The 17,996-nt window shown below is 48.2% G+C and carries 13 protein-coding genes and 2 pseudogenes; 6 read left to right on the forward strand and 9 right to left on the reverse strand.

Translation table 11 applies throughout. The features are described 5' to 3' along the window. Positions 1-127 precede the first annotated feature (127 nt). Together D908_RS13495 and D908_RS13490 are read left to right on the forward strand one after the other, a co-directional pair. Entirely contained in the window at positions 128-1,399 is a 1,272-nt protein-coding gene (locus tag D908_RS13495; RefSeq protein ID WP_005523459.1) for a YeaH/YhbH family protein, read from the forward strand. Between the two features lie 12 nt (positions 1,400-1,411). Further along, a complete protein-coding gene (locus tag D908_RS13490) occupies positions 1,412-2,947 on the forward strand; it encodes a SpoVR family protein (protein ID WP_005523461.1) in 1,536 nt (511 codons plus the stop codon). 108 nt (positions 2,948-3,055) lie between these two features. On the opposite strand, the gene ptsG is transcribed toward D908_RS13490, so the two are convergent. After that, positions 3,056-4,498 carry a glucose-specific PTS transporter subunit IIBC gene (gene ptsG, locus D908_RS13485; RefSeq protein ID WP_005523463.1) on the reverse strand — a complete coding sequence of 481 codons (1,443 nt, stop codon included), beginning with the start codon at positions 4,496-4,498 and terminating at the stop codon, positions 3,056-3,058. Between the two features lie 234 nt (positions 4,499-4,732). Between ptsG and D908_RS13480 the strand changes: the two genes are divergently transcribed. The 3 genes from D908_RS13480 to D908_RS13470 are packed head-to-tail and all read left to right on the forward strand — an operon-like array spanning position 4,733 to position 8,095. Beyond that, positions 4,733-5,440 carry a response regulator transcription factor gene (locus D908_RS13480; RefSeq protein ID WP_086027339.1) on the forward strand — a complete coding sequence of 236 codons (708 nt, stop codon included), beginning with the start codon at positions 4,733-4,735 and terminating at the stop codon, positions 5,438-5,440. Continuing rightward, positions 5,430-6,863 carry a sensor histidine kinase gene (locus D908_RS13475; RefSeq protein WP_005523466.1) on the forward strand — a complete coding sequence of 478 codons (1,434 nt, stop codon included), beginning with the start codon at positions 5,430-5,432 and terminating at the stop codon, positions 6,861-6,863. The genes D908_RS13480 and D908_RS13475 overlap by 11 nt, the downstream gene beginning before the upstream one ends. Next, entirely contained in the window at positions 6,863-8,095 is a 1,233-nt protein-coding gene (locus D908_RS13470) for an ABC transporter substrate-binding protein (RefSeq protein ID WP_005523469.1), read from the forward strand. Before D908_RS13475 ends, D908_RS13470 begins: the two co-directional genes overlap by 1 nt. A 63-nt stretch (positions 8,096-8,158) precedes the next feature. Here the strand turns inward: D908_RS13470 and kdsB are convergent, their stop codons facing one another. The 5 genes and pseudogenes from kdsB to D908_RS0119060 all read right to left on the reverse strand — a co-directional run bounded on the left by kdsB (position 8,159) and on the right by D908_RS0119060 (position 14,105). Further along, on the reverse strand, positions 8,159-8,914 hold the full coding sequence (gene kdsB, locus D908_RS13465; protein ID WP_005523471.1) for a 3-deoxy-manno-octulosonate cytidylyltransferase: 756 nt from the start codon (positions 8,912-8,914) through the stop codon (positions 8,159-8,161). Then, positions 8,914-9,093: a Trm112 family protein gene (locus D908_RS13460; protein WP_000350065.1), complete on the reverse strand. Its 180-nt coding sequence runs from the start codon at positions 9,091-9,093 to the stop codon at positions 8,914-8,916. The genes kdsB and D908_RS13460 overlap by 1 nt, the downstream gene beginning before the upstream one ends. Then, positions 9,074-10,081 carry a tetraacyldisaccharide 4'-kinase gene (lpxK, locus tag D908_RS13455; RefSeq protein ID WP_005523474.1) on the reverse strand — a complete coding sequence of 336 codons (1,008 nt, stop codon included), beginning with the start codon at positions 10,079-10,081 and terminating at the stop codon, positions 9,074-9,076. The genes D908_RS13460 and lpxK overlap by 20 nt, the downstream gene beginning before the upstream one ends. Positions 10,082-10,083: 2 nt before the next feature. Further along, a complete protein-coding gene (gene msbA, locus D908_RS13450) occupies positions 10,084-11,832 on the reverse strand; it encodes a lipid A ABC transporter ATP-binding protein/permease MsbA (RefSeq protein WP_000052159.1) in 1,749 nt (582 codons plus the stop codon). 30 nt (positions 11,833-11,862) lie between these two features. Next, positions 11,863-14,105: pseudogene (locus tag D908_RS0119060) on the reverse strand (DNA internalization-related competence protein ComEC/Rec2). An 8-nt stretch (positions 14,106-14,113) separates the two neighbouring features. Between D908_RS0119060 and D908_RS13445 the strand changes: the two are divergent. After that, a complete protein-coding gene (locus D908_RS13445; RefSeq protein ID WP_005515139.1) occupies positions 14,114-14,644 on the forward strand; it encodes a DUF2062 domain-containing protein in 531 nt (176 codons plus the stop codon). 172 nt (positions 14,645-14,816) lie between these two features. Here the strand turns inward: D908_RS13445 and lolE are convergent, their stop codons facing one another. The 3 genes and pseudogenes from lolE to lolC all read right to left on the reverse strand — a co-directional run bounded on the left by lolE (position 14,817) and on the right by lolC (position 17,948). Beyond that, positions 14,817-16,061: a lipoprotein-releasing ABC transporter permease subunit LolE gene (gene lolE / locus D908_RS13440; protein ID WP_005523477.1), complete on the reverse strand. Its 1,245-nt coding sequence runs from the start codon at positions 16,059-16,061 to the stop codon at positions 14,817-14,819. Next, entirely contained in the window at positions 16,062-16,748 is a 687-nt protein-coding gene (lolD, locus tag D908_RS13435; protein ID WP_005523479.1) for a lipoprotein-releasing ABC transporter ATP-binding protein LolD, read from the reverse strand. Continuing rightward, positions 16,741-17,948 (reverse strand): annotated as a pseudogene (gene lolC / locus D908_RS0119065) (lipoprotein-releasing ABC transporter permease subunit LolC). Before lolC ends, lolD begins: the two are co-directional and overlap by 8 nt. Positions 17,949-17,996: the final 48 nt, after the last annotated feature.

A 17,996-nucleotide genomic window follows, 5' to 3' on the forward strand; every position in this document is an offset into this window, starting at 1 on the left:
GTCGGCGGTAGTGCAACTACCGCCACCAACGGTGTTACCTACCCCCACAGAAGAGCTGTTGGGCTGTAGGTCACCCCCTCAACAAACTCGAGATTGAGTTTGAGGTGATGTCATTAGGGAGAGGCTCATGGCGCAATTTATCGACAGAAGGCTAAACGGCAAAAATAAAAGCACCGTCAACCGACAACGCTTTTTACGCCGTTACAAAGAGCAGATTAAAGAGTCGGTTGCGGATGCCGTTAACCGCCGCTCAATCACTAATACGGAATCCGGAGAAGATGTCTCGATTCCGACTCGCGACATTAAAGAGCCGATGTTTCATCAAGGTAAAGGTGGCGTGCGTGAACGTGTGCATCCGGGCAATGACCAATTTATTCGTGGCGATAAAATTGATCGCCCCAAAGGTGGTCAAGGCAGCGGTGGTTCAGGTGAAGGCGAGGCCAGTGCCGATGGTGACGGTAGTGATGATTTCGTATTTCAAATTTCCAAAGATGAATACCTCGATATTCTGTTTGAAGATTTAGCACTGCCGAATCTCAAGAAAAACCAAGTTAACAAAATCACCGAATGGAAAACCCATCGCGCAGGTTTCCAAACCTCGGGTGTGCCCTCCAACATTTCTGTGGTGCGTTCACTACAACAATCCTTAGCACGCCGTACGGCGATGACCGCTGGTAAACGCCGTTTAATGAGTGAGTTGGAAGAAGAACTCGAACGCATTCAGCGCAGCGAACCACCACAAATTATGGAAGAGATGCGCATCAAGCAAGAGATTGAAGAACTGCGTAATAAAATCGATAGCGTGCCTTTTATCGACACCTTTGATTTGCGCTTCAAAAACTACGAAAAGCGACCTATTCCATCCAGTCAGGCGGTGATGTTCTGTCTGATGGACGTGTCGGGCTCTATGGATCAGGCGACCAAGGATATTGCGAAACGCTTTTATGTTCTGCTTTACCTGTTCCTCACTCGCACCTATGAAAACGTGGAAGTGGTATTTATTCGCCACCATACGCAAGCCAAAGAGGTGAATGAACATGACTTCTTCTACTCCCAAGAAACTGGGGGCACCATAGTGTCCAGTGCGCTCAAGCTGATGCATGAAATCATTGAAGCGCGTTTCCCACTGGGTGAATGGAATATTTATGGCGCACAAGCTTCTGATGGTGATAACTGGGCAGACGATTCACCACGTTGCAAAGAGTTACTCTCCAACAAGCTGCTGCCCTATTGCCAATACTATGCCTACATCGAAATCACGCGTCGCTCACACCAAACCTTGTGGCACGAATATGAAAAATTACAGGCATCCTTTGATAACTTCGCGATGAAGAACATTCGCAGTGTTGAAGACATTTTCCCTGTGTTTAGGGAGCTGTTCCAAAAGGAAAATGCGTAGGGAGACTGAGAGATGACAACCAAAGCCAAAGCCGCACCCAAGCGTAAAGCTGCCCAAAACAAGCGACTGCCCGATGGACCAGATTGGACGTTTGAGCTGATCGAACGCTATCACCAAGAGATTCGCCGAGTCGCTGAGTTTTATCGTTTGGATACTTACCCAAACCAGATTGAAATCATCACCTCAGAGCAGATGATGGATGCCTATTCCAGCATCGGCATGCCCATCAACTACAACCATTGGTCGTTTGGCAAAAAATTCATCCAAACCGAGCAAACCTACAAACACGGTCAGATGGGCTTAGCGTATGAGATCGTCATTAACTCCGATCCTTGTATCGCCTATCTGATGGAAGAAAACACCGTAACCATGCAAGCCCTCGTGATGGCGCATGCGTGTTACGGCCATAACTCCTTCTTTAAAGGCAACTATCTTTTCCAAACCTGGACGGATGCCAGCTCTATCATCGATTACCTGTTGTTTGCCAAAAACTACATTGCCGAGTGTGAGCAGAAATTTGGCGTGAATGAAGTCGAAAAGCTACTCGACTCTTGCCATGCTTTAATGAATTACGGGGTTGACCGTTATAAACGGCCAGAAAAGATCTCGATTGCCGAAGAGAAAGCACGCCAAGAAGAGCGCGAAGCCTATCTGCAATCCCAAGTGAATGCCTTGTGGCGTACTGTGCCGAAAAAAGCGGTTGAGCAGGAAAAACATCGCCGTTTCCCGAGCGAACCGCAAGAGAACATCCTCTACTTTATTGAGAAACACGCTCCCTTGCTGGAACCTTGGCAGCGCGAAATCGTGCGCATCGTACGCAAAATCAGCCAGTATTTTTATCCGCAGAAACAGACCCAAGTCATGAACGAAGGATGGGCGACCTTCTGGCACTACACCATTCTCAATCATCTTTATGATGAGGGGTTAATCAGCGACAAATTCATGCTGGAGTTTCTGCACAGCCACACCAGCGTTGTGGCGCAACCGCCCTACAACAGCCGTTATTTCAGTGGCATCAACCCTTATGCTCTTGGGTTTGCCATGTTCCGTGATATTAAACGGATCTGTGAAGAACCGACTGAGGAAGATAAAGAGTGGTTTCCAGAGCTAGCGGGATCTAACTGGTTGGATGCCCTTCATTTTGCGATGCGTAACTTTAAAGATGAAAGTTTTATCAGCCAGTACCTATCCCCCAAACTCATTCGCGATTTTAAGCTGTTTGCCATTTGCGATGATGATAGGAAAAATCACATCGAAATCAGTGCTATTCACGATGACCTCGGTTATCAACAAATCCGCGAAAAACTTGCGGCACAATACAATCTCAGTAACCTTGAACCCAACATTCAAGTGTATAACGTCGATGTTCGAGGCGATCGCTCATTGACGTTGCAGTATGTTCCACACGATCGTATTCCGTTAGATCCAAGCTACGAGGAGGTGCTGAAACACATGCACCGTCTATGGGGTTTTGAAGTCAAACTGGAGGAGGTCAAAGACACAGGAAGAAGAGATATCCTCGCAACCTGCCCAAAGAAAAATGACTAGCAATACCAAGTCAGATTGGGCTGCAATACAACATTCCTAACATAACAAAAGCCCACAACTCCGTTCGTTGTGGGCTTTTTCTTCTTTTCAGTGAACTAGGTTTTCTTACTAAGCTGAAGCAAGAACACCATGAATTTCACTTTTTATCGTGTCTGACTGCGTACCAAAGATGGCTTGTAAATTGTCGCCAATCACAATGACCTCCCGCGCGCCAAGCTGTTTCAGCTTAACCACATCGACATGCTTAATGTCTCTCACGCTAACACGAAGTCGGGTGATACAAGCGTCTACGGTTTTGATGTTACTTTTACCGCCGAGCGCTGCCACCACATCCACCGCAATTTCATTCGGCTTACCCGCTAAAGTGACGGTCGTTACCTCTGTTTCTCGGCCCGGCGTTTTCAGGTTTAACTTCACAATCAGAAAGCGGAACAGACCATAGTAAAGCAGCGCCCAAATCGGCCCGATGATAAAGAACATCCACGCATTGCTCGACATTGGGTAGTACAAGAAGAACTGGATGGCACCGTGAGCAAAGTCGGTACTGTGTTTAATCTCTAAAAACGCGGTGATCGCAAACGCAATACCTGTCAGGAAAATATGGATGACGTACAAAACAGGAGCAACAAACAAGAAGGTGAATTCAATCGGCTCCGTAATACCAGTCAGCCAAGATGTCAGCGCTGCAGACATCATTAAACCACCAACAATCTTTTTACGCTCAGGGCTCGCACAGTGGTAAATAGCAAGAGCCGCGGCAGGCAGAGCCCACATTGAATACATAAAGCCACCAGACAGATAGCCTGCTGTTTTATCTCCCGCGAAAAAGCGCGTGAGCTCACCCGTGAACACTTTGCCCGTTTGTGGATCTGTGTAGCTGCCCACTTCAAAGAAGAACGGCGCATTCCAAATATGGTGTAAACCGACAGGCAACAGAGAACGCTCACCCGCACCATAGATACCCCAAGCAAGCACAGGGTTTTGATAAGCCGCCCAGTGAGAGAAAATGTCTAAGAGATTACCGATAGGCGGCCAAGCGAAAGCCAATACCGCACCAATCACGATTGACACTAACCCTGTCACAATCGGTACAAAGCGTTTACCCGCAAAGAAGCCTAAGTACTCAGGCAATCGAATAGCATAGAAACGGTTGTACATAATCGCCGCAACGGCACCGACAATAATGCCGCCAAAAACACCAGTTTGCAGTGTTGCGACGCCCATGATGGTGGCATCGGTTTCTAACCCGCGCAACCCTGTAACTATTCCGAGTGCCGCATTCATCATGATCAGGCCAACCAGTCCTGCCAACCCTGCTGCGCCATCGTTACCTTTGGATAGGCCTAACGCAACCCCCACTGCAAACATCAACTGCATGTTGCCAAATATGCCTTCACCGGCAGCAAGCATGACTTTACTCAGTTCAGCAGGGATGAAAGGTAATCCCGCATTTCCTATACCAAACATCAACCCGGCAACGGGTAATACCGCAACGGGCAGCATGAGTGACCGTCCGATCATCTGTAGCTGGCCAAACAAATTTTTCAGCATGTCTCCCTCCTTGTTGGAGTTTTTATCAGGTGATATAGGCCGCATGGCCTATCGCTTTCACGTGTATGGATAAAATAAATCCGCCATCATGTTATCAATCCCCAACCCAGTGAAGGTTACAAAGCGCAACGAGTTTGTAAGCGAACACTTACAAAAAAAGTCTTTTGTAAGCAGTCAATTACTTGTGAAATAACCGAGCTTTCACCACAGAGAACAAGAAGGAAACACCGCATGCTGGAGAACAAACAAATTCTGGTGGTTGACGATAATCAGGAGCTTCGAGAGGCGCTCAAAGACTATCTGGGTAAAGCAGGATTTGAGGTTATTTGCGCCGAAAATGGCGCGGTAATGTGGAAACTTCTGGAAACCCAGAATCCGGATCTGATTATTCTAGATATCATGATGCCGGGTGATGATGGCTTTACGCTCTGCCAAAAATTACGCAAACACTCCAGTGTACCCATCATCATGTTAACCGCCGTGACAGAAGAGACCGATCGCGTCACGGGTTTAGAACTGGGGGCAGATGATTACATCACTAAATCCTTCAGCCCAAGAGAGCTGTTAGCTCGCATCAAAGCCATTCTTCGCCGCAGCCAACTTTCAGACTCCCTTTCTGTGGCAAGAAAAGTCACCTTTGCTGGCTGGCAATTGGATACGATTACGCGACAACTAAAACACCTTGAAACACACGCGGTAAAACAGCTCAGCGGCGCGGATTTATCCTTGCTCGGGCTTTTTATCAATCACGCAGAGAAGCTCCTGACCCGTGATGACATTGCACGAGAAATATGGGGACGCGATGCTGACCCGTTTGAAAGAGGCATTGATGTGCAAATCAGCCGACTCCGCACTCACTTGGAAGATAAAGATCGCACTTTAATTCTCACCGTGCGCAATAAAGGTTACATGCTCACGTCAGGCATTCGTTATGAACATTAAGCAGCGGTTTAATTCGCTTGCCGTACGAACCAGCCTGTTTTTGGTGATCGTGGTCGTCACCTCGCAATGGCTCGCTAGCGCCATTTGGTATCAACATAGTTACAAACGAGATACTGAAGGACTTGTCACTACGGTACGTAGTTTGGCGTTAAGTGCAGCATCCACCATTTCTTTTTTCCAAACCCTACCCGCTCAGTATCGTCATTTAGTGCTCAATCAACTGCGCAATATGGGCGGAACACGCTTTTTCGTTTCACTGAATGATCACGATATCGCCATTGATGCTCTTCCGGAAAGTCAGCGTAAAACCTTGGTCATTGAAGAGGTGCAGAAAGTGCTGAAGCAGCAGCTACAAGGGCAGCCGAAAATCCTTGTTGAGTTTACTCGCCGAGACCAACTTAAAGTGTTTAATAACGAGCTGCTTATTGATGAACTTCCCTTGTTATGGGCGCACTATTCACTCAGTTACGGCGAACTCAACCCCCCGATTCTGGTTCTGCAAGTCAAAGTGTCACCCGGCGAGTGGTTCTATCTTGCCGCTGTTCTTCCCGCCCCTTATGTGGATTTAGAAACAACCTATTTTGAAAGGCGTGAGTGGTTTACCTTGGTGCTATCCGCCCTGCTCTTACTGGTATGTATGGGCATTATCGTGCAACGTGAAATCACACCGATTCGTCATTTGGCAAAAGCTGCAACGCTCATGTCCAGCCGCTTGAAAGTGCCATTAGTCAAAGAACAAGGCAGTAACGAGCTCAAAGCCGCGATTCGCGCATTTAATAAAATGCATCAGCGTATTGATAGCCATATGAAAGAACGGGAAATGCTGTTCAGCGCCATTTCACATGACTTAAAAACGCCCATCGCCTGTCTCAAATTGCGCACAGAAATGCTGGACGATGATCGGGAACGCGAACGCTTTACCCGAATCGTCAACGATTTAGAACTTATGGTGAAAGGCGCTTTGCAATGCATTCGTGAAACCGACATCCACGAAGAGATTGAGCCTATCGACTTAAACTTGTTGGTGGAACATATCACGATGCGTTACGAAAGCGATAAAACCTCAATTCAGGGGCAAGTCATGAGTCCGCTGATTGGCAAACCTCTCGCGTTGAAACGCTGCATCCAGAATTTGGTGGACAATGCGATCAAATATGGCCATCGAGCCCATATTCATTTCCACGAGGCTGAAAGCGCGATCACCATCGCCATCAGTGATGAAGGTCAGTCTCTTGATCCAAGCTTAATTGAAAAACTCTGCGCGCCTTACTATCGAGCCCCCCAAGCACTTCATCACGAAGGTAACGGACTCGGCTTAACCATCTCTCAAAGCATTGCTAAGGCGCATGGCGGAAAACTTGAACTCAGCTTAACAGCCCAAGGTGGATTAATGACCACGCTTTCACTCCCCAAGGATTCATAATGTTACTGCGAACATTGTTATGTTTATTCTTCTTTGGCTATTCGTCTTTCAGCACGGCTGTCGAAATCATGCATTGGTGGACTTCTGCGGGTGAACAACGCGCCTTGCAAACACTGGAACAACACTTAAAACAGCATCAGATTGAAATCGAAATTAACCCAATTTTGGGTGGTGGTGGCGACAATGCGATGACGGTTTTGCAAGCCCGAGCCTTGGCAGGCAATCCGCCACAACTCGCCCAGATTGAAGGCCCCAGCATTCGTGACTGGGATGCAATTGGCATACTCCACAACTTAAACCTCGTGGCTGCTGCAGAACACTGGGATGAACAGCTTTACCCTGCTGTCATCCATGTGAACAAAACCGAGCAAGGCTATGTTGCGCTCCCCTTAACTCTGCATCGCATGAACATGCTTTGGGTCAACAACCAGTTATTGAAGCAATTGAATCTGGAATTGCCCACAACCCAAGCCGAGTTCTTACAAGCACTCAAAACCGCTCATCAGCATGGCATATCGCCCTTAGCGATTGGGGAGCAACCTTGGCAAATTGCGCAGATATTCGAAAGCTTTGTTATCGCGTATGGGGGCATTGATTTTTATCGTCAGTCATTGGTCGAACTGAGTCCTGAACACATTCGTACCCCGCCCATGCATCAAGCTCTACAAGCCTTACGCGAGGTGAGCCAATGGGTCAGCTTTACCAAAAATGATGAGCGATGGGATAGCGCCACACAAGCACTCATCAATGGTGAGACTTTGTTCCAACTCGGTGGTGATTGGATATTGGGTGAGCTCTTGGCTAAAAAGGTGAACGTTCCAGAGGCAATCTCTTGTACCCCAGCCCCAGGCTCACACAACAGTTATCTCTATAACATGGACAGTTTCGTTTTCATGGCGAGCAAAGAATTCAGCTACGCAGAAGCCAATCAGCTGGCGACACTGCTCGCCGATAAGCAATTTCAAACCAACTTTAATCGCTATAAAGGGTCGATTCCCGTCCGTCAGGATATTGCTTTAGACACATTCAACCTTTGCCAGCAGCGTTCCCACCAAGACTTTTTGTATGCAGCCAAAGAGGGAAATCTCGTGCCAAGTATGACTGATTCAATGGCGGTTAACCCCATGATTCAGCAAGCCATTACCAATGAAATTTTCCATTTTTTCCGTAACCCGGCGGTCAGTGAAGAAGAAGTCATGAAACGAATATGGGCAATCGCTTCAAGTAATTAAACATTATGGAAAAACGGATTGAGCGTACCAAAAATAAAGCTCCCGATTGGGAGCTTTATTCATTTAGAGTTGTTTAGCGATGAACTGTCTCACCACTTCCAAATCTTCAGGCGTGTCTACCCCTGCTGGTGGTGCTTCTAACGCGACCGCAACATGAATTTTTTCACCATGCCACAACACACGAAGCTGCTCTAAACATTCAATCTTTTCAAGCTGGCTTGGCTGCCAATGCAGATAAGTGTTGATGAACCCTGCACGATAGGCATAGATGCCGATATGGCGCAGCAGTGGTTGAGCGATGGATTTATCCACTTTGGCGAAGTTATCTCGATCCCAAGGAATCGTAGCGCGGCTGAAGTAAAGCGCATAACCGTTTTTATCAGTGATCACTTTCACCGCATTCGGGTTAAACACTTCCGCTTCATCTTCAATTTCCACCGCCAAAGTCGCCATTGGCGCGCTGCACGCGGCTAAGTTATCCGCAACTTGGCGGATAATCGCAGGCGGGATTAAAGGCTCATCACCTTGTACGTTAACCACAATGTGATCGGCCGGAATAGCCATTTTTTCAACCACTTCCGCCAAACGTTCTGTACCAGATTGATGATCAGGCGAAGTCATACACACCACACCACCAAAGGCTTGAACCGCTTGTTCAACACGTTGATCGTCGGTTGCAATAATCACGCGGTCAGCACCCGCCTGCATGGCTTGCTCATACACCCATTGAATCATGGGTTTGCCACCGATATCCGCCAGAGGCTTACCCGGTAAACGCGTTGATTGGTAACGCGCAGGGATCACGACGGTAAATGACATTAGCGTCCCTCATCCATGCTCATGCCGCGTGCTTCCGGTTCTAAAAGCACTGGAATACCTTCTTTAATTGGATAAGCCAAACGATCCAACTTACAAATTAACTCTTGACGATCTTTATCGTAAGTCAGCTTACCTTTACACACTGGGCAAGCGACGATTTCAAGCAGACGGTGATCCATACTGTTCCATTACCTCTTTAATTTTGTCCACAATACGCTGCTCCGCTTCTGGAGCAAATTGAGCCGAAACGGGCAAATACCACCAATTTGGCTGGGCAAACTCAGCGCATTTTACGGCGTCTTTTTCTGTCATGATCAGATGATCGCCCTGCTGCGCGAGTTGATTCAACTGGGCAGCATCAAAGGCTTGATGATCGGCAAAACCTTGGCAGTGAACCAAATCTGCATTGAGTTCACGCAAGGTATTAAAAAATCGGGAAGGATGACCAATCCCAGCCATCGCACATAAGCGAGTGAGCTTGCTCACCGCACATCGTTCACCCGTCTGCAGATTAATCGCATCAGCAGGTTGAAGATGCATCGCGACTTCATTGGCCTGCGCCACACTACCATTGGTGATAATGAAATCGACTTCATCTAACCGACTGATCGGCTCACGCAGAGGGCCTAGGGGAATCATCTGTTGGTTACCAAAACGGCGCGCACCATCCACCACAGCAATTTCAATGTCACGCTGCAATGCATAATGCTGCAAACCATCATCAGTGATGACGATGTTAACTCCTTGCTCAAGCAGCGCTTTCACGGCTTGGCTGCGCACAGGATCGACGGCCACTGGCACTTTTGTACGCTGAAAAATGAGTTTTGGTTCATCACCGCAATGTTCCGCTGGCGTTTGTTCACTAACCACCAAAGGATAACTTGGCGCTTTGGCTCCATAACCGCGTGATACCACGCCAGGACGATAGCCAAGGTTTTGCAATGTTTCCACCAGCCAAACCACAACCGGCGTTTTACCATTGCCACCCGCGGTAATATTGCCTACCACCACCACAGGCAATGGTGCACGATAGGAAGGTTTGTCACCCGTTTGATAAGCTTTGCGCCGTGAGCGGCTAATTGCGCCAAACAGCAAGCTGAATGGCCACAACAGTGGCCATAACAGATAACCCAACGGATGGCGGTGAAACCAAATCTTTTCTATCACCACTATTCACCAAACTGGATGCGGTGTAGTTGAGCATACGCGCCATCTTGTGCCAACAATTCAGCATGACGGCCGCGCTCGATGATTTCACCTTCGTCTACCACAAGGATCTCATCGGCTTGTTCGATGGTCGACAAGCGGTGCGCAATCACCAGCACGGTTTTGTTTTTCTGTAGCTCATTCAATGCCGCTTGGATCGCACGCTCAGATTCAGTATCCAGCGCTGAAGTCGCTTCATCTAGAATGAGCACCGGAGCATCACGCAGCAACGCACGGGCAATCGCCACACGCTGGCGCTGACCACCGGACAAACTCGTACCGTTCTCACCAATCACGGTATCCAAACCTTGCGGCAGGTTTTCAATAAACTCCATCGCATGTGCTTGGCGCGCAGCTTGTTCAATCTGCTCACGGGTGTACACGCCTTCAGCCGCATAAGCGATGTTGTTGGCAATAGTGTCGTTAAACAGGTGTACGTTCTGCGAAACCAGCGCAAAGTGGCGGCGCAAATTAGTCAGCTTGTAGTCACGCACATCGTGTCCATCAAGGCTGATTGAACCGCTGTCTACATCATAAAAACGGGTAAACAGGTTGGCGATCGTCGATTTACCCGAACCAGAGCGACCAACCAGTGCGACGGTTTTCCCTTGCGGGATAGCAAAAGAAACATTCGCTAATGCAGGCTTTTCTTTACCTTGGTAGGTAAACGTCACGTCATTGACTGCCACATCACCCTTAACACGTTCCACTTCGTATTTGCCGTTATCACGCTCAGTTTCCAGATCCATCAAACCAAACAGAGTTTGGCAAGCCGCCATACCACGCTGGAATTCAGACGTTACACTGGTCAAAGCTTTTAACGGGCGCATCAAACCAAACATAGCGGAAAACACCACAGTGAAGGTACCCGGTGTCAGGTCTGCGCGAATTGAGTCAACACTCGCCAAGAACAACACGGCAAACAGCGCTAGTGAAGCAATCATTTGAATCACAGGGTCAGCAATGGATTGAGCCGAAACCAGCTTCATCGTTTGTTGACGCATGCTGTTACTTACTTGGTCAAAGCGTTTACGCTCAACGGCTTGACCACCGTAACTGAGCACCACTTTATGGCCTTTGAGCATCTGTTCAGCAGATGAAGTCACATGCCCCATTGTCGTTTGCATGTTGCGCGAGATCTTACGAAAACGCTTAGAAACCACACTAATCGCGAACGCTACCACAGGCGCGACCACAATCAACACCAAAGAAAGCTGCCAACTGTTCCAGAACATCAGGGTTAACAAGCCGATAATGCTTGCCCCTTCACGCACAATGCTGACTAAAGCGCGGCTGGTTGCGCCTGCGACTTGCTCAGAATCGTAAGTGATGCGAGATAGCAGTCCACCCGTCGATTCTTGGTCGAAAAAGCGCACTGGCATGTGCATGAAATGGTTAAACAAACGGCGACGCATCAGCATCACCACATTGCCAGAAACCCAGCTCAGGCAGTAGGAAGAAGCAAATCCACTTAAACCACGCACAAACATCAAGCCTAAAATCATGAACGGCAGGATGCGCAGGAAGTTGGATTCCGCATTACCAAAACCTTCATCTAGCAAAGGTTTTAGTAGAGAAATCATATAGGTATCAGCGACAGCATTGATAATCAGCGCGACAACCGCAACAGCAAGACCCGCCTTGTATAAGCGGATATAAGTCCACAGACGTTTGAAAGTCTGCCAAGTAGTTTCGTCAGAGTGAAGTGACATAGAGAGGCTTTTCTGATTACAAAATTGCGCTCATTCTACTCCTTTACGCAGCATATGCCTATACCAAGGCTCCCAGCCAAGCCCGCGCTGGGCAAACCAATCCATCTGTTCTTGATAGAAAAACAGGCTAATCTGCCCTTTTTGCCCCGTATCTAGCCACTGAACTTGCTGGTTTTGATAACGATCCACCACTTGCGGGTTAGGCAAATTCCAGCGGTTGTCTTTGGCCAGTGACGCAATCGCCAGTCGTGGTTCGACTTTCGCGATGAACTCAGCGGTTGATGAAGTTTTACTGCCGTGATGCGGCACAATCATCACGTCACTCTGCAGCGGTACTCCATCGCGTGCGAGCAACCACTCCCCCATTGCGGTGACATCCCCAGAAAGCAGCACTGAATGGTTAGATTGGGTATCGGTTATACGGATCACACACGAATGCTGATTGTAAGCTCGGCTGACCAGTTGCGGCGGCCATAGCACATCGAAATGCAAAGATTGCCATTGCCAACTTTCACCACGTACACAAGGAACAAATTCCACACCAACTTGGCTTGTGCGTATCCAACTTGGTTGCCAACGTTTGGCTAGATTTTGCCAATCGCCCGCATGATCGTTATCGAGATGGCTCAAAATCAAGCCATCCAATCGACGAATTCCACGCTGCTGCAAAATCGGTTCAATGACGTTTTGTGCGTAACTTCCTCCCGACCAACTGCTGCCCGTATCGTAGATGATAGCCCTGTCATTTTGCTCAATCACTATCGCTAAGCCATGCCCCACATCCAACACATCCATACGCCAAAGTGGTGTAATGGAAGGAAACCACCACCATAAGCCAACGATGCTTAACGATAAGGCACAGGCTCGTAGGCTCATCACTCGATACAGCAAACTGAGCACCACTAACGCAGCAATTAGGCCTTGTATACTTTGTGGAATCACTACCCAACCCACATCCGCAAATTGCAGCGCCCAATCAAGAGGCAGAAAAGTCCAATCCACCCTAGGCCAATAAAGCGCAGCCCAAGTGGGGATTGTTACTGTGAGTGCTAAACCCAAAAACAAAGCGGGAACGATCACCACGGAGAACCACGGTATAAAAACTAAATTGTACAAAACCGCCGTAATACTTAACCCGCCGAAAAAGTATGCTGTAACAGGTGCCATTAAACAGACGAGGGAGATTTGTGCTAGCAATAGAGCTTTCCACCAAGCTTTGCGTTTACCCTGACTGGCTAATTGATAAAGCACAATCGCGACAGCTAAAAACGACATCCAAAAGCTATTTGAAAGCGACGCGAATGGCGACCAAAGTAAAACGGTGCATAAGGTAAGCAAAATCCGCTTTAAAGCCGAAAGAGGAAAACCCAAGATCACCAATACCACATTGAGTAAGCACATGATTAGCGCACGTTGAGTCGGTATGGTGAAACCTGCTAGCCATGCATACAACACCGCAAGCAAAGCTCCAAACACAAAAGGGGACCAAAGCAGCTTGGCATGCAAGCGCATCACGCCTGCTCCCAGTAAATAGCCTAAACTGAACGCGATACCAATATGCAGACCAGAAATCGCAACTAAGTGGATTAAGCCGCTGTTACGCAGTGCCTGCCACTCTTGCTCATCAATACCACTTCTCTCCCCAAATGTTAGCGCTCGTATCAGCCTTGAAACGGGCTGGTGTGAGTCAAAGCATCGAGTTGAAATAACAAACTTGACCTTAAGCCACTCTGTTGCACAATTTGATAAGCAGTGTTGGGTTTAACACTGGCTCGCGCGACCAAAGAATGGGCCATGTAATGAGCTTCCAAATCAAAGCCCGTTTCATTGAGGCGACCAACAACAGGTTTAAGCGTTACAGAGAATTCGAATTGATCATTGGGCTGCAACGGAATAGGTGCAACTAGACGAATGCGAGGCCTCATGAGGCTGTTTAAGGTTTGACCATTCACCTCGTGAATTAAGACTAAACCCTCATAAGCGTAACGAGTTTTCGCAAAAAAGCTGTCAACCTTACCTTTTATGATAATATCCGGGCCTGCTTGATAGAGCGTGTTGGATTGATCTCGCATAAGGTTGCCATGTAGCACGATAGTTAGTATGGCCAACGCGAAGCCAAGGAATTTTCGGCTTGTACGGTGATAACCGAGCAAACCCGTCAAAATAAGGCAAAACCAAGCCCAGCCCCATGTTGGCATCCACGGCCAATAAGGAGCAGAAAGCACGGTGATCGAAAACGAAATTAGCGACCAGTAATTCGACAAGAGAGTCATAATCCCGTATGCCAAGAAAATTTATTAAACGGTTTATGCCTGACCACGATGTGATCAAACGCCAAAAAGCGCTGCGCGTGTTTGGTAATGTGCTGTATAACCCAAACCTATGGTGTTTAAATCGCCGCTCTGCAGCGGGTGCTTTCGCGGTTGGCCTATTTATGGCATTCGTCCCACTGCCAAGTCAGATGATTATGGCTGCCGGTGTCGCGATCATGTTTGGCGTTAACCTGCCGCTCTCCATTGCGTTAGTGTGGATCACTAACCCGATCACCATGCCTGTTATCTTCTACTTCACCTACAAAGTCGGTGCTTGGCTAATGGGCACGCCAACACAATCCTTCCACTTTGAGCTGACTTGGGAATTCCTGCTTAACCAGATGAGCACCATAGGCCCCCCTTTCTTGCTTGGCTGTGCCGTCTGCGCTGTTTTGGCCTCACTGATCGGTTATTTTGGTATTCGCGGATTATGGCGTTATTCAGTGGTACGCAGCTGGCAAAAAAGACGCACCAGTAAGATGCCGGAGAATCTGCCCTAGCGCATCGCACGCTAGCGCTGTTTGAATGGAGTTGCGATGTAGAGCATCTCCCTTTTTGCAAACCGTGTTAAATCAAGATGAGAAAAAAGGACCCGTGGGTCCTTTTTTATTGGATAAGAGCAACCGTGCTTGAGGCTATTAATACCAAATCTGGCATAGAAAAAATGGCCAATTACTTGCTGCTCAGTACTTGTGCCGGATTGAGATGGCTCGCACGCCGCGCCGGATACCAAGTGGCTAACAGACTCAACACAATTGCGGTGCCGGAAACCAATAGCACATCAAACCACTCGACTTGTGAAGGAAGAAAATCGACAAAGTAGATATCTCCCGACAAGAATTGGTGGCCAACAAGCTGTTCTAAACCTTTAATCAATGGGGTTAAGTTAAATGCCACTATCACACCAAACAGACTGCCAACCACACTGCCTAGCACACCAGAAAACACACCTTGCCAAACGAAAATGCGTTTAATCAAACCGTCACTCGCCCCCATGGTGCGCAAAATTGCGATTTCTGCCGCGCGATCTTTCACCGCCATCATCAGAGTAGAAACAATGTTAAAGCTGGCCACCCCGATCACGAGCACCATCACCAGATACATAATCGTGCGCACTAATTGAATGTCTCGGTATAGGAAACCATACTTCTGCTGCCAACTGTGCAGATAGACGTACTCGTTCAGTTGGTTGCCCACATCACGCACAATTTGTGTTGCTTGCAGCACATTATTGACTTTGACCGATACGCCCGTCACACCACTGCCTAAATTGGCGTAGCTTTGTGCATCTTCTAACGGCAGCAGAGCCAAGCTGTGATCAATCTGCCCATTGAGCGTCAGTAAACCACTCACTTTCACTCGTACTCGCTTCGGTGCCTGTACCTTCTCACCGCTGGTCGCACTTGGAATCATCAAAGTGATGAAATCACCTACCTGTACGCCCAATTTATCCGCGACACCTTGCCCCAAAATGACTTGCTGTTGACCGGGAATAAAATTTTGCCACGCTTGCGGCGTAATAAACTGCGACAGGCGAGATACCGCTTGTTCGCGCTGAGGATCAACCCCGCGCACTTCAATCGCTTTGAGTTGAGTGCCGTTTTCCGCCAACGCGGTCATTTTTACATAAGGTGCAGCCGCCAAAATTTGCGGATGACTCGCAGCTTGCGCCATCAAATCTGGCCAACGCTGCACAGGGCCGCGAACACCTTCAAATTCCCCATGAGGAATTACCGACAGCACACGTGATTGCAATTCACGCTCAAAGCCATTCATGGCTGAAAGACCAATAATGATGACCGCAACCCCCACTGCAATACCAATCGTGGAGGAGAGCGAGATAAACGACACCATTTTGTTGCGTTGTTTGGCGCGGCTAAAGCGCCCACCAATAAACAGAGCCAGAGAGGAAAACACTTACGCCCCCGTAATATCGGTTAGCAGACCATCTTGCATGTGCATATGGCGATCCATTTTCGCTGCTAATTCACCATCGTGAGTGACCACTAAAAATGCCGTACCAGATTCTCGGTTAAGCTCACGCATCAAATCGTAAATCGACAGCGCAGTTTTATGATCCAGATTACCTGTCGGCTCATCGGCGAGCACCAAATCAGGCTTATTCACCAATGCTCGAGCAATCGCCACACGCTGACGTTCACCACCGGATAATTCTGATGGACGATGCGCTAAGCGATGTCCTAAACCCACTCGCTCCAGCAAGCGTTGTGCCTGAGCTTTCGCTTCCACCACTTTATGCCCACCAATCAAAAGCGGCATTGCCACGTTTTCTAACGCAGAAAAATCAGCTAAGAGATGATGAAACTGATAAACAAACCCAAGGTGTTGGTTGCGAATTTTAGCTTGCTTGTTCGAACTCAGTTCGTGCAGTGGCTGACCGAGAAACTCAACTTGCCCTTCACTCGCTTCGTCCAGAGCACCCAAAATATGCAACAAGGTACTCTTTCCCGAACCCGATGAACCAATGATCGACACCAACTCACCACGCTTTAGCTCAAAGCTCACCCCTTTAAGAACCTGAGTTTGCAAATCACCTTCTTGATAGGTTTTGCAAACCTGATGACAACGTAAAAGGTTATTCATAACGTAACGCCTCAGCGGGTTGAACAGAAGATGCGCGATAGGCTGGGAACAGCGTCGCCAAAAGGCTTAAAACAATCGCAAGAAAAATAACTAATACAATTTGCAGTGGTTCAATCACCACGGGCAGAGAGCCACCGACAGAGAAGAGTGCCAAACCTAAGGCATCCATCAGGCTATTCAGGTTAGCTGCCAGCAACACACCGAACAAGCCCCCCACTACAGCGCCAATTACCCCACTGCTTGCACCTTGCACCATGAAAATGGCAAGGACTTGTTGTGACTGCATACCTTGGGTTTTTAAAATCGCCACTTCGGCCTGCTTTTCCATCACCACCATGATCAGGGCAGAAATAATGTTGAATGCTGCCACCCCGACGATAAGACCAAGCATCAGCCCCATCATATTTTTTTCCATGCGTACGGCTTGGAAAAGCTCTCCACGCTGTTCACGCCAGTCACTCCATTGCCAACCGTCAGGCAAAGGCTTTTTGGAAAGCTCACTCACCACAAACGGGTCATCAAAGAAGAGTCGCCAGCCTGAAATAGTTTGTGCGTCATAACGCAGCAACTTGGCCGCATCACGCAGATGCGTCACCATCAGTTGCCCATCCACATCCGAACCTGTATTAAAAATACCCGCAACCGTAAAGTTGCGCTGACTGGGTAAGCGACCTAAAGGAGTGAATTGACTGGCTTCTGTCACCATCAAGCGTACTTTATCACCGACAGTGACATTGAGCTGCGCGCCAAGAGATGACCGAGGAAGAGTTGGTACTCACCTTCTTGTAAAGCCGAGACACGACCAGCAATCAGATATTGTTCAATCGGATCATTTTGCTGTGGCTCAATGCCAATCAACAAACCAGCCGCAAGTTGTGATGCACTTTGAACTACGGCTTCACTGCGCACCAACGGCTCAGGAGCACGTTGAGTAGAAAGAGCAGAAATAAACGCAGGAGGCTCCGCTGTGAGTGCTGTTTTACCTGTGTCTTGCGCCACCACCGCTTGTGGCAACACACCGAGAATACGAGATTTAAGCTGTGCTTCGAAACCGTTCATCACCGATAACACAGTCACCAGCGACATCACACCGATCGTAATACCCGCTGTCGACATATAAGAGACAAAGCGGCTAAAACGATCGCCAGAACGACCGCGCAAATAGCGCAAACCAATAAAAGCCGAAATCGGATGAAACATAAATCCAACCATAGGAATAGAATGGCGCTACTGTAGCGAGATTCCTGC

The organism is Vibrio mimicus CAIM 602 (genome assembly GCF_000338875.1).
GTDB classification, from domain to species: domain Bacteria; phylum Pseudomonadota; class Gammaproteobacteria; order Enterobacterales; family Vibrionaceae; genus Vibrio; species Vibrio mimicus.